Source organism: Paenibacillus soyae (assembly GCF_024623455.1).
In the GTDB taxonomy this organism is placed as follows: Bacteria; Bacillota; Bacilli; order Paenibacillales; family Paenibacillaceae; genus Pristimantibacillus; species Pristimantibacillus soyae.
This window is the reverse complement of the sequence record NZ_JANIPJ010000008.1, coordinates 24,247-47,766: the sequence shown is the minus strand read 5'-3', so window position 1 is coordinate 47,766 and position 23,520 is coordinate 24,247. Positions and strand designations below refer to the sequence as shown.

The window sequence follows — 23,520 nt, the reverse complement described above, 5'->3', positions numbered from 1 at the left end:
TTATTCGTCTTCCTTCATAACGGGAGCAATCTCCAGCTTGAAGGCAAATTCCTTGTCGCTCAGCTGATAAGCCTCCAGCAGATCCGTTCCGCAGGAGCTGGAGCCGATACCGTTCATCCGATGATCGAGGTGAACAATGGTCTCCTTCCGACGCTTCAGCTCATACGTATGCATCGCCTCGGTCAGATCCTCCGGTGTATAATGCAGCGCCTGGAAGGAATATGAACTTCCCGGGCTTGTAAACTTCAGTCCCATGCCAAGCGCGTTGCTTACCGTCGCCCACTCTGTTCCATAACGAGAGCCGTTCTCCTGCGGCACGACATAGGATTGATACATCTCATCGACAGTCAGCGCATATTTCCCTTTGCGTACGCTTCTCCTCTTGTCGACATAGCTTTCATGAGGACCATAGCCGAAGTACTCCAGCTCTTCATTGCCCCCCGGCATCATCCACTGCAGACCGATTCGCGGCAAATACGGCAGCTCCTCACGAACCTTCATTTCGGCCGCAACGGTAATGACGCCTTCGCCATCAATCTCCCATATCGATGTGCCCCTCAGGATCGGCAGCTTAATGTAGCCGCCCAGCGAGAATTCGACCTCGAACCTGACTTTGTCAGCGGCAGCCAGCGTCATCTCAGAGCGGTACACCTTCGTTTCGATTCGATCGTAGCCCTCCTGCCTCCAGAACACCTTAATCTTGCGGTCATTATCTGCCGGTGCCCGCCAGATGTGGAATTTCGGCATACCCTGCAGCAGCGGTACTCCATGCTTGGTCACCCTTGTGAAGGTGCCGGCCTGCAGATCGAATACATGCAGGAAATCAAAGCCCTCGATCGTTACTTCCGAGCCTTCTGTCCGCACCTTCAAGGATGGCTTCCAGGCAATCGTCGTTTCTTGATCCATAGAGGAATGAGGGGCTGGCAGCTCGAACTGCTCACTGGTCAGCTCATGCCCCGCAGCCGCCCAGCGCGTATCGCGGCTCTGCATGACCGTTATTTGCAGGAACCAGCGTCCACCTTCAGCCGGTATTGTATAAGGCACCTCGATAACCTCGGACTGCTTCGGCGCGGTATGGAGAACAGGCAGTAAGCCTTGCTCCATCGTCTCGCCATCCCGTTCTACCTTCCAAGCCATTACGCAATCCGATAAATCGATAAAATCGTAGCGATTGGTGACACGGACCAGACCCTTCGACAGCTCCTCCGCCTCCAGCAGCACTGGCGCAATAACCTTCTTCAGCTCCAGCAGGTTCGTATGCGGAATTCGGTCTGGGCTGACCAGTCCATCGATACAGAAGTTCCCGTCACTCGGCTTATCACCGAAATCGCCGCCATAAGCGAAGTAAGCTTCGCCCTCCGGCGATACAGCCTTAATGCCGTGATCGCACCATTCCCACACGCAGCCGCCCATTAGCTTGGGATACTTGTAGATGACATCCCAATAATCCTGCAGGTCGCCGCAGCTATTGCCCATGGCATGGCTGTATTCACACTGCAGTAGCGGCTTGTTCAGACTCTCATTCGTCGCGTAATCCAGCAGCTCCTGAACCGTCGCATACATACGGCTGTTGACATCCAGGCAATCGGTATCGGGATGGCCGTTATATTTAAGCGCAGCCCCTTCGTAATGAATGACTCTGGACGAGTCCCGCTCCTTCGTCCATCTCGCCATGGCAATATGATTGACGCCATAACCGGACTCATTGCCCATGGACCACATGACGATACATGCATGGTTTTTGTCACGCTCAACCATCCGAATGGCGCGCTCTATGAAAGCAGCCTCCCATGCCGGGTCCTTCGTCAGCATATGATAATCACCCGCGTGCAATACGCCGTGGCACTCCAGATCCGCCTCGTCGATTACATAGAAGCCCAGCTCATCGCATAAATCCAGGAAGCGTGAGTCATTGGGATAATGAGAGGTTCTGACTGTGTTCACATTGTGTCGCTTCATGAGATGCAGATCCTGAATCATATGCTTAAGTGGAATCGTCTGGCCAAGCTCCGGATGCGAATCATGCCGGTTAACGCCCTTCAGCTTCACCGCTTGCCCGTTAATCAGGAACACGCCATCCCGAACCTCAACCTTCCTCATCCCCACTTTGAAATGAAGCACCTCACCGCCGCCGGTGACGAACAGGCTGTAGAGATAGGGCCGTTCCGCATGCCATAGCTCCGGCTGCTCCACAGTCAGGCTGAACGTGGCGGAGCCATCGATGGTTCCCGATGCTTCCCCCTGCTTCACCCCGGAGGCGTCTACGAGCTGTATAGTTACGTCTACGGAGCCAACCGTGTCGATTGTGCATTGCACAACAGACTGATCCAGCCCCTCCGACAGATCCGCCCGGTAGAAGACATCACGCACTCTGCTTTCGCTGCGAGCCAGCAAGTAGACATCCCGGAATATGCCGGAATACCGCCAGGCATCCTGATCCTCCAGGTACGAGCCATCCGACCACTTCAGCACCATAACGGCCATTCGATTGCTGCCGTCCCGAAGATAAGGCGTCAGGTCGAACTCTGCCGGCATACGGCTTCCTTGGCTATACCCGACGAAGGAGCCATTCACCCACAGATAGAAGCAGGAATTGACGCCCTCGAATACAACGTGCTTCTGCTTGCCGAGCCATTCCTCCCGAACCTGGAAGTCCCGAAGATACAAGCCCGCCGGATTGCGATCGGGAACGAATGGAGGATCACAAGGGAAGGGATAATTGACGTTGGAATAGTGCATCTGATCATAGCCGTTAGACTGCCAGCAGGAAGGCACAAGCAGATCATCCCAGCCGCTGACATCGACGCCGTCCTCATAGAAGGCATCCTTCACTTCATGCACGCTGTTATAGTACCGGAACTTCCACTGCCCGTTTAACGTTTGGTACAGTGGCGACTGGCCTCGCTTGGCTGACTGCGCCGACCGTTCATCCGCATAGGGGATATAGTGCGCGCGCGGTTCCTCTCGATTGACATGGAGGACATGGAGATCGTCCCAATATTTTGTTAAGTGCAGCATCGCTTTTTTCACCTCAAATGAAACTTGCTTACTTAGGATATAAAGGGAACCTGGAGAGCAAGCTCCAGGTTCATATGGCTGACTGACCGTTATTTACTTCGCTTTGTAAGCGTCGTAATACTTTTGGTAAATGGACACATACGTATCAATGTTCATCTTCTTCAGCTGCGCCACGTAGTTTTCCCAATCCGCATGCGTGAAGCCGTTCATTACAAATTGTGCAAAGTTTGAAGAATAGAAGCCGTTTGGTCCACCCAGGTCAAGCTGGATCGGAGCCAGCGTCTCGATGTCCTCCGTTGTCATCAGCATGGATGGCAAAATTTCTTTTGGAGCGAAAGGATCGTACATATTGTAATAAGTGCGCTTCTCATCCGCTTGAGCATCGATATAACGATCTACCATATCTTGAAGAACAATCGTCACAGCGCCGTTGCCAGGTGCTTCGGAATGCTTGAACGCTCCGAATGCCACGCCCTCTGGAGGTGTCAGCTTCTCGATTGTGCCGTCAGCATTTTCCTTGGAGGTCAGACCGAACGGACCGGATTCGAACTGGAAGCTTTGCTTCTCTTCATAGATGCTGTCAATCCATTTCATTGTAATTTCAGGGTTTTTGTTGCTGTTTGTAATCGCGAAGGAGCCGATGCTGAAGCCTACAGGCATACGCAGCCACCCTTGCTCGCCATTAGCGCCTTTGAGAGGCGGTACCGCTACATAATCATTTTGAACATTACCAAATACGGAGCCAAGGGAATAGGTGAAGAATGCGCCAACCTGCGGCACTTCACTGCGAATCTTCGTCTGGTAAGCGTTCAGGTTGTGCGTGAACACCTCTTGATCCATCAAGCCTTCCTTGTACAGCTTGCTCATGAATTGCACGTAGTTCTCGTATTCCGGCTGCTCTGGTGCATATTTCACCGTACCGTTGTCGATGTACAGATGATCGCGGTTGTCGTCATTCGGGATGCCGAAGGCGCCTGCCAATGCGTTAGGACCATTCTGCGAGTTATTGCCGAATACGAAGGAGAATGGAATTTCATCGGCCTTCTTGTTGCCATTCGGATCGTTTTCCTTAAACGCTTTCAGCGCATTGTAGAACTCGTCAACTGTTGTTGGGATAGCCAATCCCAGATCATCCAACCATTTCTTGTTCATGAACAAGGCGGAAGGAATACCATTGAAATCACGCTCTACCGTTGTAGGCAAGGAGTAGATGTGACCGTCCGGCGCAGTAATCTGCTTCTTGAATTCCGGACGCTGCTCGAATACCTTCTTCAGATTTGGAGCATGCTCCTCGATCAGCTCCTCCAGCGGAATTAACGCGCCTTGGCTGCTCAGCTTGATTACCTCTTCATCCCTCAGCACACCTCTGCCGAAGAACGCGTCCGGAAGCTGGCCGCTCGCAATCGTAATATTCTTTTTCTCCACAAGCTGCTCTGTGCTCACCATAGTCCACTTCACGTTAACATTCGTCTGCTCCTGAAGCTGCTTGAACATCTGCATTTCGTTGTAATCCTTCTTCACCTGCGGATCGGTTGCTGCGAAGATGCTCAGCTCAATCGGCTTCTCAAGAGGGAACTTGATGCTCTCCTCTACTGGCGCAGTGCTCTCCTGAGGCTTTGCCCCTTCATTGCCGCCATTATTTACGTTGTTGCCGCCATTGGAGCAGCCTGCAGCAAGCATAGTCATCGTGACGAGCATTGCCGTACCTGTTACGAACCATTTTTTTCTCATTTTTTTTGACCTCCTAAATTGTAGTAAAGCATCTATTCATGAAGCTCAGTTAGCCTTTCACCGAGCCGATCATGACACCTTTGACGAAATAGCGCTGCAGGAATGGATACAGCACAAGAACGGGAAGACTGGAGACAACCACCATACCATATTTGATAAGTTCGGATACCTTCTGCTCCTCGGCTGCATCCCCTGAAGCATCGATGAGATCCAGCTGCGCCTCGCTAATAATCAATATTTTGCGAAGCACGATTTGGAGCGGATGAAGGCTTGCGTCATTCAGATAGATGAGCGCCTGGAAGTATGAGTTCCACATCGCTACCGCATTAAACAGCACCATAACCGCGATAATCGGCAGAGACAGCGGCAGCACCATACGCAGGAAAAACTTGAAGTTGCCGCAGCCGTCCATCATAGCCGCCTCCAGCATTTCCTGGGGAATGTTGGACTGGAAGAAGCTTCTTACGATAATGAGCTGATAGACGCTGACCGCACCGGGTACAATCATGGCCCACATGGTATCCACCATTCCAAGCTCCTTCACCAGGAGGTAGGTTGGAATGAGACCGCCATGGAAAAACATCGTGAACAGAATCAACAGCATCAGCGTGCCTGCCATAGGAAGATCCTTTCTGGACAAGGCATATCCCCCTGTAATAATTAGGGACACTCGAAAGATGGTGCCGAGCACCGTATACATAATGGAATTCTTATAGCCATTCCAAATTTCTGCGTCTCCAAAAATTCTTTCATAGCCGATCCACGAAATATCCTGGGGAATAAGCAGCACCTTGCCTGCATTCACCAGATCCGGATCGCTGAACGAAGCGATAATAATGAAATACAGCGGATAAATGACGATCCCGAGAATAAGAAGGAAGAACATAATGTTCGTCCAATCGAATAGCTTATCTCCTCTGCTGCGACTCCAAGTTTCCATCGTGTTGACTCCTCTCTACCACAAGCTGTTCTGGCCAAAGCGCTTCGCCAGGAAATTAACCATCAGGAGCAATAGACAGTTAACGATGGAGTTAAACATGCCGATTGCAGCGGAATAGCTGTATTGCGCGCCTATTAAGCCGGTCTTGTACACATATGTCTGAATGACCTCTGCCGAGGATACGTTAAGCGGATTCTGCATGAGATACACCTTCTCGAAGCCAACGGACATAAAGTTGCCGACACTGAGAATGAGCAGCACGATGACCGTAGGCATAATGCTTGGCAGATCAATGTATAGGATTCGCTTGATTTTGCTGGCTCCATCCACAACCGCGGATTCATGCAGCTCCGGATTGATGGAGGTAAGCGCGGCCAAATAAATAATCGTTCCCCAGCCCGCATTCTGCCACACACCCGACCATACAAAGATCGAAGCGAACCAGTCCGGCTTGGCCATGAAGAAGATCGTCTCCAGCCCTAGCGTCTCCAAAAGCTGGTTAATGATTCCGTTTCTCGGAGACAGGAACAGGTTCAGCATACCTACGATAACGACGGTTGAGATGAAATGAGGCGCATACGTTACCGTCTGAACCAGCTTTTTGAAGCGCTTGCTTGTCAGCTGATTAATAAGCAGTGCCAGTATGACTGGTATCGGGAACAGCAGCAGCTCGTACACGCTGATCGTCAGCGTATTCACAAGCACGTCCCAGAACTTATAGCTGTCAAAGAAACGAAGGAAGTTGTCGAATCCGACCCATGGGCTTCCACTAATTCCTTTGAAGGGAGCAAAGTTCTTGAAGGCGATTTGCAAGCCGTAGATTGGCCCGTATTCGAATACGGCGAAATAAAGCAGTGTTGGAAGCAATAACAAGTATAACTCGTAATGTCGTTTCCAGCGGTTCAACACATGATTCCCTCCAATTTCGAAAAATGCCGATGTTGTAAAGCGCTTTCACCAAGGTGCCCATTCATCGTATCAAGCAGGGCGGAAGAGTACAATCAGCGAGATTTTCACCTATATGCGAAAAATAAAAAACGCCCAAAACCGTTGATACATCAAGGGTTTTGAGCATTTTTCACCTATTGAGGCGGTCTTTCGTGCGGTTTCTGCATACGTTTTCTATACTCGCCGGGAGTGAGCTGAAGCTCGGATTTGAACTTCCGAATAAAGCTCGACGGATCGCTGTAGCCAATTCGCTGAACAATGTCCGTAACCGTTAGATCCGTCTCGATGAGCAGGCGCTTTGCTTCATCAATACGAATGCCATTCAAATAATCCGACACCGTTCGACCCGTCTGCTCCTTAAAATATCGGGAGAGATAGGAGGCCGATTGCGAGAAGTGGCCCGCCATGCCTTGAATGCTGAATTGCGAATCCGCATATTTGGCGTGCAGCAGCTCGATAATTTGCTGAAGCAGCATATCCTCCCCTGGCTGCTCTTGCTTCTCCAGCAGCGGCGCAATTTCGTCCAGCGTCTTCCACACGATGGCATCCATCTGGGAATAGGAGGTGCACTGCGTCAGCTCAATAATATCGGGATAAGAGATCGCAATGCCGCGATGAAGCGCTTCATTGGACACAGCTTTGAGAATCGTATGGACAATGTCGAAATAGATGTATTTGGCCGTCAGCAGCGACTGGCTCCTCGCCCGGATCTGCTCCAGCGTATTCTCCATATACCGTCTCGTTTGCGCCAGATCGCCTTCCTTCAAATGGAAGCTGAGCATGTCCAGCTCGCGCGCTGGATAAGCCAAAAACTTGTCGTCACCGGAAGAGAGCTGATCCGGCAGAATGACGCGATCGCTTCCCGCTATAAGATGGAATTGGAGCGCTGTTAACGCGCCGATATAGGACTTGGGCAGCTCGCTGAGCTCATTGCATTTGTCGCCCACGCCGATCGTCCATGGTATGCCAGTTGCCGCGTCCAGCTCCTTATGCCATGTGGACCAAGCTTCCCCTTCCTGCCACTCCTGTATCCAAATCCAGCGATGCGGCTGTATCGTCTCCACCTGATACATGTCAATCTCATCGGGAACCATCAGCCTCCATGGACATGAAGTCGCCGGCGCGGAGTCAGCGGAATCGAGCCTTTCATTTGGATGCGCTTGCATACATACGACCCTGTATGAACCGCGAAGCCTGATGCCCAGCTCCTCGCAGGCTTGGCGGAACGCCTCCTCATCACCCGTCCCGCCTTGCAGCAGCTGGGTAAGCAATTGCTGTCTGCGCGCCGGTCGGCTGAGCTCGACCTGGTTCTCCAGCGTCATGCTCCGAGTGCTCATATAATCGAATGCCGATCGCAGCTTGTCCAGTCCTTGCCGTGAGCCGCCGTCTGACTGCTGCAGCTTCTCATCCACAATGCGAATAAGCCTCCGCAGCGGATTATAATGCACATGCATATTGATGTAGATGATGCTGGAGCCAATAATAAGAATGAGAGCCAGCACAATGGTTGCTTTATATTTCAGCTCATCAACCGGCTTCATCAGCTGGGTCTCCGACACCACGGTAATATACGTCCAGTCGCTGGATGCGGAGGTGATTCTGGACACATAATAAGGCTCGCCGCCCAGCTGCCTGATTCCGCTAAGCTCTGATTCTGAATACAGCAGCTCCTTCGGAAGCTTCAGCTGATCGGACAACGACGTAATCAGCTCTCCCTGCTGATCCACGATATAGACATTGCTTTGCTCATAAGGAAGAAAGGACTGAAGCATGCGTTTCATTTCATTTTCCTTGATAAGATAGATCAGCATCCCCTTCGTATCAATGGAGGAGCCAATTTCCGGCACGGGAACGGAATAGGAGATATAAGGATCCCAGGAGCTGTCCTGCTCACTCTTCAGGGAGGCGGCCGCCTGGACATGAACCTCGTCTAACGCCAGCAGCTTTTCAAATTGCTCATAATCCATCTGTTCCTTGAGATACATCTGATGGAACACGGAGGGCAGATACGTGCTCTTCGACGAGATCAGCAGCGGCACCCCATGGGCTTTGTATACAACCTCCGAGAAAAACGTATTGGCTTCCGCGTAGAGACTGATCTTCTCCTTCGCCTCGTAGACGGCATAAGCTTCGCCAAGCTGCTCCGGATCGAATTCCCGTTTGGCCGACAGCTGAATCGCGATATTCCTCATCTCGGACAGCTGGGTGTCCATCGTATCTCTAACCTGCTCCAGCATCCCGTGATTGGACTGAAGCACTTGCGTCTGAAGCATCCCTACAAAATATTGATAAACAAAAAAGCCGGTAACAAGCACCGGAAGTATAAGCAAGAGCGCATAGGAAATCAGGTATTTGTAGAACAAAGACATCTTGCCCAGCTTCATTCTCATGCTCATGCTGCTCCTTTACTTCGAGAATGGAATCATGGAAAAAAGCGCGATCCTATTAACTTAACACAAACAAATCGCTTCCGTACAGCAGGCCTCAGAAATAAGCATATCCAGTGCGGGGAATCCTCACACTGGATACGGTAAATACGCTCATGAAGTTTATGGTTTTAAATGTCCGGCGTTCCCACATTCCATGGCACATCGGACTTCGGAATCGCCCTGTACATATGATCGACGATGAAACGATAGCCTTCCAGCTTCTGCTCCGTATAACGGGGATCATTCCACAGGTTGCGCCGCTCCAGCGGGTCATTGTTCAGATCGTACAGCTCTCCGTAGCTTCGGTCCATGTAATGTACCGTCTTCATTCCCTGATGAATACAGCCTTTGATCGTGCCAGCCTCCATATAGACGGCTTCGCGGACCTTCTTCTCTCTTGTCTCATCCCAATATCCCGTGTAGGAATAACTTGACAGGGAGCTCGGGACCTCCCCTCCGGCCGCCTCCAGACAGGTTGCCGCTATGTCGATATTAAGCACGTCATCCTTCACCTCGAAGCCTTGGAAGCCTTGAATGGGCGGCTTAACAAAGAGAGGCACGCGCATCAGGCTGTCCGATAGACATTGCATCTTCTCCACCATGCCGAAGTCGCCCATAAAGTCGCCATGATCGGAGGTGTAGATGATTAGCGTGTTATCATACAGATTGTGCTCCTTCATGATTCGGATCAGCTCGCCGATCTTCCGATCAATGAGGCTGACATTGGCATAATAAGAGCGTTTCGTCTTCTTGAACGTTTCTTCCGAGAAATGCTTGAGATAAATATCGGCGTAGGAGCCCATCTTCTTGAAATGTGGAGGCTTCTCGTCCAGATCGGCGTAAGTGGACTCCGGAGCGGACAGCTTCTCGTGATCATACAGCTCCGCATATTCCGTTCCTTCGCAGTCATAGGGATGATGCGGTCCGGAGAATGACAGGGTGAGGAACCACGGCTTATCGTCCGCTTGGGCGGCACGTCCCTTCTTATCCATCCATGCTTTGCCAAGCTCGCCCAAATAATCATCCAGATGATATTGGGACTCTACATTCCATGTGCCGCCGCTGATTAGCGTCTTGCTCATAACCGCTTTTCTATCGACGCCATGCTCTGCCAGATAATCCAGGTAGGGCTGAATCGTATCGTCCGGGTAGAAGGCGCTATGGCCATCAATAATCATCTCTTCGTCATAGCCCCGCTTGATGGAGGAGCCGGCAAAGTGCTGCTTGCCAATAACAGCCGTATGGTAGCCCGCTTCCTGCAGACGAGTCATAAAGGTAGTCTCATGAGCGGGAAGCTGCGTAATAAAGGTCGGGCATTCGCACTCCGACGGGAATTTGCCCGTCATAATCGCAGCCCGGGACGGCACGCAGGATGGATTGGCGCAGCGGGCATTGCTGAAGAAGACGCTGTCTCCAATCAGCTCATCCAGGTATGGCGTCAGCACCTCCGGATTGATGCAGGAGAACGTATCGTTTCTCTGCTGATCCGTCATCAGAAACAAAATGTTCGGCTTGCTCTTATGGGCCATCTTACGACTTCCCCTTCCGTATCGTGATCCGCTTCACCGTATAATATTCTTCCAGACTGTAGACGGAGCAGTCCTTGCCAATGCCGCTTTCCTTCACGCCGCCATGCGGAAGCTCCACGGAATAATGGGGGCCATTGACACATACCGTGCCCACCTCAAGCGATTCGGCAATATGAAGTATATCGTTAATATCGGTGCCGAACACATAAGAGGCAAGACCAAATTCAGTATTGTTCGCCTCTTGAATAACCTGCTCCCGGTCCGAATAGGGCATAATAGGCATAACTGGTCCAAATATTTCTTCCTTGCAAATCCGCATGGACGGCGTCACATTCGTTATGATGGTCGGCTCCAGGTAGTAGCCCTTGTCGATGCCGTTCGGAATGCCTCCGCCTGCCGCAACTGACGCGCCTTCTGCAACTGCGCTCGCGATGAGCTCCTGCACTCTGGAGCGATGCCCCGCCGAGATCATGGGGCCCATCACCGCCTGGGGCTCGCGGCCCCAGCCCAGTGTAACCCGGTTCGCCTTCTCGACAGCCTTGGCTACAAAGGTCTCATATAACGATTCGTGTACGAACACGCGGTTCGGCGATACACAGATCTGGCCGGCATTGCCGAACTTCAGATTCACCAACTGCTCGCAAGCCGCCTCCACATCGGCGTCAGGCAGCACAATGGCAGGGGCATTGCCGCCAAGCTCCAGGGAGAAGCGTTTGATTGAGGTCGCAGATTGGCCTACTATCGCCTTGCCTGCGGAAGTGGATCCGATCAAGGTCAGCATACGCGGAATGGTGCTCGTGTTCATAACCGACGCCAGCTCGATCGTATCGCCTGTAATCAGGTTAATGACGCCCGCCGGGAATCCGATTTCCTCCGCGATCTCGCCGATCAGCAGCGTGGTCAGCGGCGTCAATGGCGACGGCTTGATAACGCAGGTACAGCCCGAGGCAAGCACCGGTCCAAGCTTATAGCCCAGATTCAGCAGCGGGAAATTCCAGGCCAGATAGCCGACCACAACGCCAACAGGCTGCCTCTTCATCAGGCTCATGATGCCTTGGTCCTCATCCTCGATTATACGGCCATGCAGCCGCTTGGCTTCCTCATAATAATATCTCAAGCATCTGGGCAGCATTTCCATATCCTCAACAGCTTGAGGAAGCGGCTTGCCTGTCTCGCTCATGAGCACCTCCAGAATCTGCTCACGCCGCGCTTCAATCGCTTGGGCCAAACGCTCCATCCATTCTCCACGCTGCTTCAGCGAATAGCCGGACCATATAGGGAAAGCCTTCTGCGCCGCTTCCAGCGCCGTTTGCGCCTGCTCCTCCGTCGCTTTCAGCAGCGTGCCCGCTTCTTGCTCAGTTGCCGGATTGTGTACAGCTAATGTCAGCCCGAGACCTTGAACCAAGCTGCCGTCTATATAATGTTTGTACATGTCATCTCCAGCTCCATTTCATTTATAAAATAATAATATATATTTAAATGATATCGACGCCACGTGGAGATGTCAATGTGTTTTTTGAACGGTATTGGATTGCCGAATTCACGAGCTCATTTTATATTTATCCAAATTGATTAAATATAAATTATATAGTATATTTCAAGTAATACCTTACAAGGAGTGATATCTAATGGCATCCGCCAATCGTCCCCATGTGTTTTTTCTGATGTGCGACGAGCTTAGAGCTGACAGCCTGGGATTTATGGGCAATTCAATCGTGAGAACCCCTCACCTGGATGAGCTTGCGCAGGATTCCGTCATCTTCGAGCAAGCCTATACAAACTGCCCGATGTGCGTGCCCGCCAGAGCCAGTCTCATGACCGGACGCAATCCGCTTAGCCATGGCATCCTAGACAATGCCATGCGTATGGTTGAAGACGAGCAGCCGCTGCCCGAGCTGCTTCGCGAGCACGGCTATACAACAACGATGTATGGCAAGCTGCATGTACACCGGACACCGGAGCAATGCGGCTTCGATGAATTTATGAACGGCTCCCCCGATCCCTATACCAGCTTCCTTGGAATCAAGGAGCCCGAGATGCGCCGCAAGTCCTCCTTCAAAAAAAATGAAGGCGACATCCCTCTGGTTATTCATGGGAAAAGCCCTACTCCTCCCGATCAAACCTCCTGTTCCCGGCTAACGGAGGCTTACATCGATCGAATTCAGGACGTGCCTCATTCGGATCATCCTATCTTTCATTATTTATCTCTTCTGGATCCCCATACGCCATATATGCCAACTCAGCCTTACGCGGATATGTACGATCCGGCGGAGCTGCCGCTGCCCGACAATGCCGGCCGAACGCTGGCGGACAAACCGATTACCCAACGCTACTTCCACAAGGTTCGCGGCTTCGACAAGCTGGATGCGGAGGATTACCGCAAAAGCATGTCCAGCTATTATGGCCTCGTCACTCATGTCGACGATCGGATCGGCAAGGTGATTGCCAAGCTGAAGGAGCTGGAGCTTTACGACAACTCGCTTATTATCTTTACCTCGGATCATGGCGCCATGATGGGAGAGCATGGCTTTATTGAGAAATGGGGTCATATGTATGAGCCGGTGGTCCGGATTCCGCTTCTGGTGAAGCTGCCTGGCGGCCACAACGGCGGCATGCGCCATCAGAGCTTTGCCGAAATTATCGATATTATGCCAACGGTGCTGGATGCGGCACACATTCCAATTCCCGAAGGCGTGCAAGGCATGAGCCTGCTGCCGGTATGCCGGGGCGAGAAGGCGGTTCATCGCACGGAAGCGCACAGCCTCTATTATTGCGGGTCTATTCATACCGAGCCTGCCCTTATGATCCGAGATGCGAGGTGGAAGCTGACGCATTACCCCGAGCAGGAGAATATTCACGACAAGCTGTACGGCGATCATTATTTGAAGTATTCCGCCTTCTTCGACCAGCCGCTGGTTGAAGGGGAATTGTATGATCTGCAGCGGGACCCCTACGAGCAGAACAATCTGTTCGACGATCCCGCATACATTGAGATCAAGGAAGGTCTGCTGAGCAAGCTGCGGAGCTGGAAGGAAGGCCTGGGGCCGCTCGCGAATTATCGGGGACTGGAACAGGCGAATATGAACACGGTGTATAAGTTTATTTTGGACCAAACCAATAATTGGACGAAGGTCGCCCATGCCATTCAAGGACAGAAGGGGCTTACCCAGTGCAAGAGGCAGCAGCCGGTTAATGTGGAGCAGTAAGCGTGACCCCGAGTAAACGGTCAACGAAGTGAATCAGGACTAGCCCCTAGGGTTAGTCCTGATTCACTTTTTTTCCATTGTAATGCAAAGCAGGTCATGGCAGAGCAATATAGACCAATTGGCAGCAATGCTGATCTAATAGTTCTTTACAGATCAATGTATATCTGCTTATGTCCACGCGGGTCTACCCGGGTCTACACGGTTCCTACGCAGGTCTACGCGGGTTTACCCGGGTCTACACGGTTCCTACGCAGGTCTACGCGGGTTTACCCGGGTCTACGCAGGTCCACGCGGGTGCAGCATTACCTGCAAAACCTACAGTTATTTCGGGGCATCATCTGCATTCCAGAGAGATTAGCTGCATAACGTACACTTAAATCGCCGACAATTCACCTCATCTCCCCAAGCTGATGAAAATAACTGTACCTTCTACAGTTAACAGCTTCTATAAGGCGCCAAACGCATAAATAACTGTACTTTTTGCAGGTAATGGGTGTCCGAGAATTTCGAGGTGAGCTAGTTGGGCCATTAGAAAACCTTTATCGAGGACTTTCAGTGGACGAATTTTCACAATCGGATATCTCAACATCTTATAAATGCATAAGTGGTAAAAAAGGTACTACTTTTGTATGGTATAGTGCATGGCTGTCCATAACCGAATCTCGTTAAAATAAAGGCAGCAGGACAATTCAGACTTAAATGGAGGGTATACCGTGGAACAGGATATGAGAAAAGTAAAGCCATTAAATATGACCGACGCCAAGTGGACAACAGGCTTCTGGGCGGATCGCTTCCACCTCTGCCATGAAGAAATGATTGATTCTATGGAGAAGGCCATTCATGTCAAAGAAAACGGCACCTATATGCCCAACTTCGAGGTAGCTGCTGGACTCAAGACGGACCGCCATTACGGAGAGGACTGGTCCGACGGCGATTGCTATAAATTTCTGGAGGCTTGCGCGCATGTGTATGCCATCACCAAGGACGCTGCGCTTGACCAGAAGATGGACAAGTACATTGGCTTTATCGCCAAGGCGCAGGATCCAGACGGCTACATCAGCACCAACATTCAGCTTAGCCATAAGAAGCGCTGGGGTCAGCGCATCTATCATGAGGACTATAACTTCGGACATCTGTTAACCGCGGCATGCGTGCACCACACCGCAACCGGCAAAACCAACTTCCTAGAGGTTGCGATCAAAGCGGCCGATTACCTGAACGAAACCTTCAATCCATGTCCGAAGCATCTCATCCATTACGGCTGGAACCCTTCCAATATTATGGGCCTTGTTGATCTGCATCGCATTACAGGCAACGAGACCTACCTGAAGCTGGCCGATATCTTCATGACGATGAGAGGCGCCGGCTACGGAGGCGAGGATCAGAACCAGGACCGCACACCGCTGCGTGAAGAGACGGAAGCAACGGGACATGCTGTAACGGCTGTATACCTGTATGCTGGCGCTGCAGACGTCTACTCCCACACGGGCGAAGAGACTGTGATGCATGCGCTGGAGAAAATTTGGGACAATATGTATACCAAAAAAATGTACCTGACGGGCGGCATCGGCTCCATCTACAACGGCTTGTCCCCGAATGGCGACAAGATCTGGGAAGCGTTCGGCACCGACTACCATCTGCCTAACCGCTCCGCTTACACGGAGACCTGCGCCAATATCGGCAATGCGATGTGGTCGATGCGCATGTTCAGCCTGACTCAGGATCCCAAGTATATGGACGTGTTCGAGAAGGTTGTGTACAACAGCCTGCTGGGCTCCATGACCCTGGACGGCCACCACTTCTGTTATACCAATCCGCTGGAGACCAGAAACGGCAAGCTCTTCAACCACCACTCGGCGCAAACGCAGCATTTCAGAACCGAGAGATGGTTCACGCATACATGCTACTGCTGCCCGCCACAGGTGCTTCGCACGCTGGCAAGATTAAATCAATGGGCATACGGTCAATCCAGTGACGGCCTGTATATTCATCTGTACAGCGGCAATGAATTGAATACCGTGCTGTCCTCAGGCGAGACGCTCAGCCTGACGATGAAATCCAGCTTCCCTGCTGAAGAGACGGTATTGATGACAATCAACAGCCCGCTGAATGCGGAGACCTCCATTCATCTTCGGATCCCGCAATGGGCTGACGGCGCAACAGTCAGAATCAACGGGGAAGAACAGGCTCAACCAGCGGCAGGCACTTACTTCGAGCTGAAGCGCAAATGGCAAGCCAACGATCAGATCGAGCTGGTGCTGCCTATGCGCGTGAAACGTATTGCTGCCAACCCAATGGTCGAAGAGGCTCGCGGCCAGGTTGCCTTCATGTACGGTCCGTTCGTCTACTGTCTGGAGAGCATTGATCTCCCTGAAGGCATGGCCATTGATCAGATTCGAATTCCGCTCTCTACGCGGTTCGAGGCCCGTTACGATCATGAGCTGCTGGGCGGCGTCACAACCTTGCATGGCACGGCGCTGAAGATCCCGCAGGAGGACCATTCCGACACCCTCTATAAGCCATTTGAAGCATTAGACATGGCAGAAATCGATGTAAGGCTTGTGCCTTATTACGCATGGAACAATCGTGGTCAGACCGATATGTCCGTCTGGCTGCCGCTGATCTAATACGCTTGATCCTGCCGGCCTTGGGCGAGTCCTCTCGTTCAAGGCCCGTTTTATTGAAAGCTGCCCTTGTCATAATACCCCTTCTTGAGATAATCCGTAGGGCTGTAACCGGTCACCTGCTTGAATATTCGGGTAAAATAATACGGATTGTTGTAGCCCAGCTTCTCGCTGATCTGCGAAATATTAAGCCGACTTTCACTGAACAGCCGGATCGCCTCCTTCACCTTCGCCTCCATAATGAAGCGCCGGATCGACATGCCCGCTTCTCTGGAGAACACTCTGCTCATATAGGAATAGTTCAGCTGCAGGGACTCTGCCAGCTGCTCCGACCGAATATCCTCGTGCAGATGCCGCTGAACGAAGGCTTTCACATCATCATACAGCTTATGGCGTTTCCCGCTGGAGTCCGTCACATCCCGGTGCAAATCCAGCAGCAAGTCAAGAGTACCCACATTAAGCTTCAGCCGGTCGTAAGCCGTTCCCATCGCATAGTGATGCAAGAGCTTATTCATTCTGACGCAGATGCCCTGAAAGTCGCTCACCTTGAGACGTTTCAGCTCAATGGTTTGGGGCAATTGGCCCCTCAGCAGGCTCATTCCCTTAGCATCCGCAATCTCTGCCTCTGCTTCTGTCTCCGTCTCTGCCATCTGGTGATCATGCTCCTCCGTCTCCGGAGCGCCGAACGTAATCCAATACCATTCGGAGCCTGGCAGCGTTTGCGGCAAGCCATAGTGGCGCACGCCCCGCTTCATCAGGAAAACCTCGCCGGGCGAAATATGATATTCCGTGCCATCTTCAATAATATGGACAAGTCCTTCCCTGACAACAATCAACACGTCATGAGGCAGAACACGGTCCATATGGGCCCACAATGCGGTTGTCCTGAACAAGCCAACATTGTCCACGGCGGGCACCCGATCCGTTCGGAATTTGACGGTATGCTGCATAATCAGCAACGCCTCCTCTTGTTCCATTCCAACCAAAAGAGGAATCGCCGGAACGATTCCTCCATAAGCTTATCTATTCATCCTACCATTGATACAGGTCAGCCTTCAATATGCCTTACAAGCTCACGCGCATTGGACGTTATCGCGGCATAGTTATGCGCCATAACATCGGCATGGGAGACCAGACCGCTTCCGGCTCCGACCGCAATCGCACCAGCCTGTATATAAGCCGCTGCCAGCTTTGCTGTTATGCCGCCGACCGCCATGAATTTGACATGATTCAAGGGCGCCAGCAGCTCCTTCACATAGCTCGGGCCAAAGGTCGTGCAAGGGAACAGCTTCACGTACGGCGCTCCAGCCGTTACAGCACGCACAACCTCCGTCGGCGTAAGCGCTCCGGGGATTGGGACGCTGGAGTGGGATAACGCCGCCTCAATCACTCTTTCATCCGTGTGGGGCGAGATTAGAAATTCGGCCCCTGCATCCGTCGCGCGTTCCACGTCCAGAGCGGTAATAACTGTCCCGGCGCCAATCGACATTTTCCCCTCGTACATTTTCCTCATTACCCGAATACCGTCAAGGGCGCCATCCGAATTCAGCGTAATTTCGGCCACTCGAATACCGCCCTCATAGAGAGCCTCCATGACTCTCGGCAAACGGTCGAGCGGTACATTGCGAAGAATCGCTACGATCTTGCTTCTATTAATCTGCTGCTGTACGGTTAACATCCCTTCATCTCCTCTTTATATTGTCTGTATAGGCTCGCCGCTCCGTAGACGCTTAACCAGCCAGACTCTTCCTCCGGAACAACCCGAATGGCAATACTCGGGTAAAAGTCCTTCAGAATAGGAACAACGATGGAAGGAAACAAGTTTCGTCCATATAAGACGATTTCTTCGACACCGTACAGCAACTCTTCCGTCAGCATAGCTAAGTCCTGGCCAGCAATGACTCCGAGGAAGAAGCTTGTTGACGCTTGTTTATCTTGCTTGTCCAACACATTAAGCGTTCGAACTTGGAAAAGGGCGCGGCCCGCTCCATATTGCTTTACCGCCTCTACCCCTTTCCGTACCCAATCCGGATCCGGAACCACATCTTCTAGATGGAGTGTATTGTCTCTTAGCAGCGTATGGTTCATGACAGCCATCATCAGTTCGCCTGAGATCGACGTGCTGCTGCTTATGATGGAGCGCTCTCTGGTTCTGATCCATTTGTGGTGAGAGCCATAATGCATGAACAATCGTTCTTTATTAACCTCATTCCCTGATGTTAGTACCTCCAAAAAACCAAACAGCTCGGTCTCCTCGCCTCGTATCATATCGTGATTCGCCAATGCAGCTCCTATAAATTTCACACCAGGTACGAACAGAACAGGCTGAGGGAATAACTCCGGAAACAGATGGCGCCTGATCGAGCCGGTCAGATCAATTAGATTGACTGGTCCCATCAGATGCTCAATCTCCATCAGCCCTGCGCTGGAGGTTATCATACCGGATGCGACAATGTCATAAACCTCCCGCATAGCCACCGGTTCAGCGGCAGCTAGCTCTTCGTAGCTCTCCTTCAGCGCCCACTTCAAGCTAGAGTTGTTACCTAATTGCGCTGAGTTGCCCGCCCCCGTTTGTTTTGTAACACTAGCCAATAGCCTATCCCCATCAAGCAGCCTCATTCTGCAGTTGGTTGTTCCGCAGTCAATAACGATTACTTTCAAACCTAGTCCCCCTCAACAGCGCGCAAGAATTCGCCTGCCCGCTTCAAGCAGTCACCGCATATTTTTCAATAATGTCGCGATTAATCTCCACACCAATACCAGGTCCATCCGGAATCGACACCATACCATCCTTCATCGTAATGGCATGACCAATCAGATCCACGCGGAATGGATGGGACGATTGGTCGTATTCCAGCATAGGCTCCTCAGGGAAGAGGCCCAGCGGGGTCGGCGCCAATGAAGCAATGAATTGGAGGGAGGCGGCAAGGCCAACTCCAGAGCCCCATACATGCGGAACCATCAACGTATTCCAGGCTTGCGCGAGCGTCGCAATCTTCTTGCATTCCGTGAAGCCTCCCGAAGAGCAGAGGTCCGGCTGCACAATGTCAAGCGCGCCTTGCGCAATCCAGTGACGGTAGCCCATCTTGCCGAACAGATTCTCACCGGAGGCAATCAATGTTCCTGTAAGATGGCGGATCGCTTTGTAGCCGTCAATATCCTCAGGAGCCAGCAGCTCTTCCATAAAATACAGCTTAGACGACTCCGACTCCAGCAGCAGCCTTCTTGCCAGTCCCGTGTTATAGGCGCCATTGGCATCCGCCATGAGCCGCATTTCCGGTCCCACCGCTTCCCGGACGGAGGTGATCAAGGCCAGATCCTCGTCTATGCCGAAGCCGATCTTAAGCTTCATGGCGCGGAGACCATTCGCCTTATGCTGCAACGCCTCTGCTACGCCATCCGCGGGGTAGCTGCCCTTCGCTGTCCGGTAGAAGCCGGTCGCATATGGCATAACCTGCGTGCGGAACGTGCCGCCGAGCAACTTGCTGACGGGAAGGCCGCAGCTTTTACCCTTAATGTCCCACAATGCGATATCAATGCCGCTAATAGCATTCACCGCCGCGCCGCCTTGGCCGTAAGGACGAGACAGATTGTACATTTCCTCCCAGAGCACATCCGTGTCATGAGGATCTCTTCCTATTAGAAGTGGCGCAAACGCGTGTCTAATAAAGGCGGCGGCAATCTCCGGCGGCTGGAGCCCATGGCACAGACACTCTCCCCATCCTGTAATACCGGCATCCGTCTCGATCTCCACCAGCACCGAAGAGCGCTGCTTCACCCAGCCTTGAGAGAAATAAAAAGGTTCCTCCAGCAGCGATTTCATGACATGCACTTGAACGTTTGTTATCCGCATCCCGCATTCCCCTTCGCGTTCGATTACTTCAATTATACCCCCTTCGTTTTTTATGTCAAATATAAATTTATATATAAACTATTGATCCATATTGGCTCAATTATATTTTATTCCGCAATACACAAATTCCATATAATGCTTAAGTGACTGGCATCGTGAGTTGTATGTTGTTGTCCTTATAGCGCACGCTTATTCGACCTGCTGGTGTCTCGAATTCTAACTGGAGAGCATCGAGCGCTTGAGGAATGTGAGGCTTGAAGCCTATCTTCGTCCAGCCCGGCTCTGCCGGAGACAGGCCCATGATATCCTCAATGAGAATCAAGATCGGAGCACTGGCCCACGGATGACATAAGCTTGTATTCCACTTATGCTCCTTGGACCAGCTCTCGAAGCAGGTAGTGGCCCCTTCCTTGATCATCGTCGCCCAGGAATTTTCATCCGAGGACGTCATCAAATCGTAAGCAAGCTCGTGTTCCCCTGCGACAGCAAGAGCTTTCAGGACAAAATATGCCATATATACGCCGCAAGCCAGACGTTTCTCTCGAATAAGCGCAACGATCGACTGCTTCCCTTGCTCAGGCACTAATCCGAACAACAAAGCCAGCGCATTCGAATGCAGAGAGGAGTGCCTCGAGCCTTCTGCATCCACGAACAAACCGGTTTCTCGATTATAGAAGACATCGGTATAAGCCTGGCGCAAGCTTGCTAGCTTCTGCTTATCTGAACATTCGCCAAGAATTCCGCCCATTTCCATTACACTCACATGCGCTCCATAATAAAAGGCATTTATGACATTATGACAGCCATCGCCAACCGGTTTTCTTAGATCAAAGTCGTATCCGTCTCTCAGTCCATCAGGCCAATCTACTAGATTCCATTTATCCGTGACCCGCTCCAGGAGCCCGTCACTTCTTTCATAAGAAGCGAAATGCTCTAATATTCCCAAGGCATGCGGATACATCTCACGCAGGAATTCCATATCGCCGCTCATTTTGTAGTACTTCAACAGCTGCATCGGCCACTGCAGGGAGAAATCGGCAATTTCCTGCATGTAATGTCCCGGCGCAACAGCCATTAGACCCGGGCACACCTTGGAGGAGAGGATCACATAATCCAGCAGTGCTTTACGGTATAATCTAAGATCGCCGCTCAAGTAGGCCTGGGATGGAGCTATTATTGTATTATCTCCCAAGTATTGCCCCTTCTCGCGCGAGGGACAATCCACATACCCCTCTTGAGAGCCATATTTCACCCCATTCCGACAGATTGACCAAATATTATTTAACAAAGAGTCAGAGGATTCGAAGATACACGCGTCCTCCTTCATCGGGTAATGCCTCACGATTGCTGCTATACTCGTCAAATCAACGTGAATCCCCGGTTCATAAGACAACAGCTCTACATAACGAAACGCTTTGTAATCAAAAAACTCAAACTCGTCAACGCCACCCGACAAGGTGCATACCTCTTGATAAATACAATTACATCTCATCTCATAACGAACAGCGCCATCGTCCTGAAGCTCTTCACCATATCGAACCTCAATTTTGCTTCCAGCCTGTCCGCTAGCAGTAAACTTCACTTGTCCCGTCACTTCTTCGCCAAAATCTATGCGGTAATGCCCCGGCGCCGCTTGTGTTATTTGAACAGGAGACTTCTCATATACCGATACAGGAGGGGTAGGCTGCAGATACAGCACATGATCGGTGGATTGGACAACAGCCTCTTCCCATGCAGAATCGTCAAATCCGTTGGCTTTCCATTCCGGCTGCTTGAGCCGCAGGTCAAGGGGCTCTCCAAATTGTGTATCATACCCTATGATTTCACCGTGACCGTATTCTTCCGTATTCCAGCATCTCCAGGTCGAATCCGTATGCACGAATACCTCATCATCGATTCGAAGCTCCGCAATCATACCTTGCCGATTGTCTGCACTGTTATACGCTCTGCAGATTAATCCGTGATAATAGACGTGAACAGCAATTACATTGGGCCCAGGACGAAGAAGCTCCGTCACATCGTAACGATTATAATAGTAATGATCAAATGTAGACTGGGCTGGTCCTTGACCTGCCAGATGCCCATTGATATATAGCTTGTAGTAATCATCAGCTGTAATATCCAGTACAGCGCGCTTCATGCTTTTATCCAGCTCGAACGATTTCCTAATTAACCAGTGACGATTGGCTAGATCCACTCTGTGCTCTATAGCAACAGGCTTGCTCTGTTCTTTATGAAAGAGATTGTCAGGAGGGGACACCCCTTCAAACGCCTTATCCATTAACCAGCTTGCTGACCATACTTTATCCATGTTATCGCTCCTTTGGCATGATCCTTATATGCTCGAATCAAAAATGAATGTCCTTGCGTATGCCCTGAATTTCCTTCCGCTTCCACTGTCCAGGACTAATTCCTTCTACCTGCTTAAACACGCGATTAAAATGATGAATATTTTTAAAGCCTACCTCCGGTGCAATTTCTTTAAGCGTTAGTTCCGAATAGGCCAGTAATTCCTTAGCCTTTCCGATTCGGAGCTCTTTGATATACATGGAGATCGATTGGCCGCATACTTGCTTGAACATTTGTCCCATGTAATTTTTATGAAACCCGATGCGTTTCGCCATATCCGCCACTCGCAGCTCGCCCGAATAGTGATGCTGGATATATTCCTTTGTCCGTTCAACGATTGCCTGTCCATCTTCCGTCCCAGACGATACCTCCATACCTAATAAGCGGCTATGTCTGAAGGTCTGTGCCTCTGTTGATTTTCTGTGGAGCATGTACACGATTTTCAACAAATTCAAGCTGGCCATCTCGCGAAAAAAAGGCTGTTGATGCGTTCCCTCATATTTGATCTGCTCCAGCAAAACCACCATTTCCTTGGGCACCGTCGCATGCAGTCCAGTGATTTGCTTCATCAGTTGGTTTAACCTGGTGCTGTGAATGCGGAATTTGACATCAAGTGTTTTGACAACTGATTGGTTATCATGAATAAAGCCATGTTCTACTCCAGGTGAAATAACGGCGCAATACCCACGATTCAACGGATATGGCTCCCCTCCATATGAGAAATTAATGTCCCCATCAATCAAATAAATGATTTGATAATAGTCATGAGCGTGCACAGCCAGTTGTTTACCTTTTTCGTAGTCATATCGCGATATCCAGATCAGCTCTATCTCCAATTTGTGCATAGTTACCCCCCGTTCCACCAGCACAAACCTTCCTTCAGATAAATAATG

The 23,520-nt window shown here is 51.1% G+C and carries 15 protein-coding genes; 2 read left to right on the top strand and 13 right to left on the bottom strand.

All coding sequences use genetic code 11. From position 1 onward, the window contains the following. The 7 genes from NQZ67_RS12655 to NQZ67_RS12625 all read right to left on the bottom strand — a co-directional run bounded on the left by NQZ67_RS12655 (position 1) and on the right by NQZ67_RS12625 (position 12,027). On the bottom strand, positions 1-3,018 hold the full coding sequence (locus NQZ67_RS12655; protein WP_257446003.1) for a glycoside hydrolase family 2 TIM barrel-domain containing protein: 3,018 nt from the start codon (positions 3,016-3,018) through the stop codon (positions 1-3). A 93-nt stretch (positions 3,019-3,111) separates the two neighbouring features. Continuing rightward, on the bottom strand, positions 3,112-4,749 hold the full coding sequence (locus NQZ67_RS12650; protein ID WP_257446002.1) for an extracellular solute-binding protein: 1,638 nt from the start codon (positions 4,747-4,749) through the stop codon (positions 3,112-3,114). Positions 4,750-4,798: 49 nt separating this feature from the next. After that, the gene (locus NQZ67_RS12645) at positions 4,799-5,689 is read right to left on the bottom strand and encodes a carbohydrate ABC transporter permease (protein WP_257446001.1); all 891 of its coding nucleotides are present in this window, start codon (positions 5,687-5,689) and stop codon (positions 4,799-4,801) included. A 15-nt stretch (positions 5,690-5,704) separates the two neighbouring features. Further along, complete coding sequence (locus tag NQZ67_RS12640; RefSeq protein WP_228551494.1) at positions 5,705-6,598, bottom strand: ABC transporter permease; 894 nt, start codon at positions 6,596-6,598, stop codon at positions 5,705-5,707. Between the two features lie 173 nt (positions 6,599-6,771). Beyond that, positions 6,772-9,027, bottom strand: coding sequence for a helix-turn-helix domain-containing protein (locus tag NQZ67_RS12635; RefSeq protein ID WP_257445998.1), 2,256 nt, complete (start codon positions 9,025-9,027; stop codon positions 6,772-6,774). A 167-nt stretch (positions 9,028-9,194) separates the two neighbouring features. Beyond that, positions 9,195-10,595, bottom strand: a complete 1,401-nt coding sequence (locus NQZ67_RS12630) for a sulfatase family protein (protein WP_257445996.1) — start codon at positions 10,593-10,595, stop codon at positions 9,195-9,197. Position 10,596: 1 nt separating this feature from the next. Continuing rightward, on the bottom strand, positions 10,597-12,027 hold the full coding sequence (locus tag NQZ67_RS12625) for an aldehyde dehydrogenase family protein (protein WP_257445994.1): 1,431 nt from the start codon (positions 12,025-12,027) through the stop codon (positions 10,597-10,599). Positions 12,028-12,223: 196 nt separating this feature from the next. Between NQZ67_RS12625 and NQZ67_RS12620 the strand changes: the two genes are divergently transcribed. Together NQZ67_RS12620 and NQZ67_RS12615 are read left to right on the top strand one after the other, a co-directional pair. Further along, positions 12,224-13,801: a sulfatase family protein gene (locus tag NQZ67_RS12620; RefSeq protein WP_257445992.1), complete on the top strand. Its 1,578-nt coding sequence runs from the start codon at positions 12,224-12,226 to the stop codon at positions 13,799-13,801. A 713-nt stretch (positions 13,802-14,514) separates the two neighbouring features. Next, positions 14,515-16,428, top strand: a complete 1,914-nt coding sequence (locus NQZ67_RS12615; protein WP_257445990.1) for a glycoside hydrolase family 127 protein — start codon at positions 14,515-14,517, stop codon at positions 16,426-16,428. Positions 16,429-16,478: 50 nt separating this feature from the next. Here the strand turns inward: NQZ67_RS12615 and NQZ67_RS12610 are convergent, their stop codons facing one another. The 6 genes from NQZ67_RS12610 to NQZ67_RS12585 form a co-directional block, all read right to left on the bottom strand. Then, positions 16,479-17,375 carry an AraC family transcriptional regulator gene (locus NQZ67_RS12610; protein ID WP_257445988.1) on the bottom strand — a complete coding sequence of 299 codons (897 nt, stop codon included), beginning with the start codon at positions 17,373-17,375 and terminating at the stop codon, positions 16,479-16,481. 98 nt (positions 17,376-17,473) lie between these two features. Further along, the gene (locus tag NQZ67_RS12605; RefSeq protein WP_257445986.1) at positions 17,474-18,103 is read right to left on the bottom strand and encodes a bifunctional 4-hydroxy-2-oxoglutarate aldolase/2-dehydro-3-deoxy-phosphogluconate aldolase; all 630 of its coding nucleotides are present in this window, start codon (positions 18,101-18,103) and stop codon (positions 17,474-17,476) included. Further along, a complete protein-coding gene (locus tag NQZ67_RS12600) occupies positions 18,097-19,086 on the bottom strand; it encodes a 2-dehydro-3-deoxygalactonokinase (RefSeq protein ID WP_257445984.1) in 990 nt (329 codons plus the stop codon). The genes NQZ67_RS12605 and NQZ67_RS12600 overlap by 7 nt, the downstream gene beginning before the upstream one ends. Before the next feature lie 43 nt (positions 19,087-19,129). Beyond that, a complete protein-coding gene (locus tag NQZ67_RS12595) occupies positions 19,130-20,278 on the bottom strand; it encodes a mandelate racemase/muconate lactonizing enzyme family protein (protein WP_257445982.1) in 1,149 nt (382 codons plus the stop codon). A gap of 139 nt (positions 20,279-20,417) precedes the next feature. Then, positions 20,418-22,589 carry a family 78 glycoside hydrolase catalytic domain gene (locus NQZ67_RS12590; RefSeq protein WP_257445980.1) on the bottom strand — a complete coding sequence of 724 codons (2,172 nt, stop codon included), beginning with the start codon at positions 22,587-22,589 and terminating at the stop codon, positions 20,418-20,420. A 37-nt stretch (positions 22,590-22,626) separates the two neighbouring features. Next, positions 22,627-23,472 (bottom strand): helix-turn-helix domain-containing protein, encoded by an 846-nt coding sequence (locus NQZ67_RS12585; RefSeq protein ID WP_257445978.1) that lies wholly within the window; start codon positions 23,470-23,472, stop codon positions 22,627-22,629. Positions 23,473-23,520 lie beyond the last annotated feature (48 nt).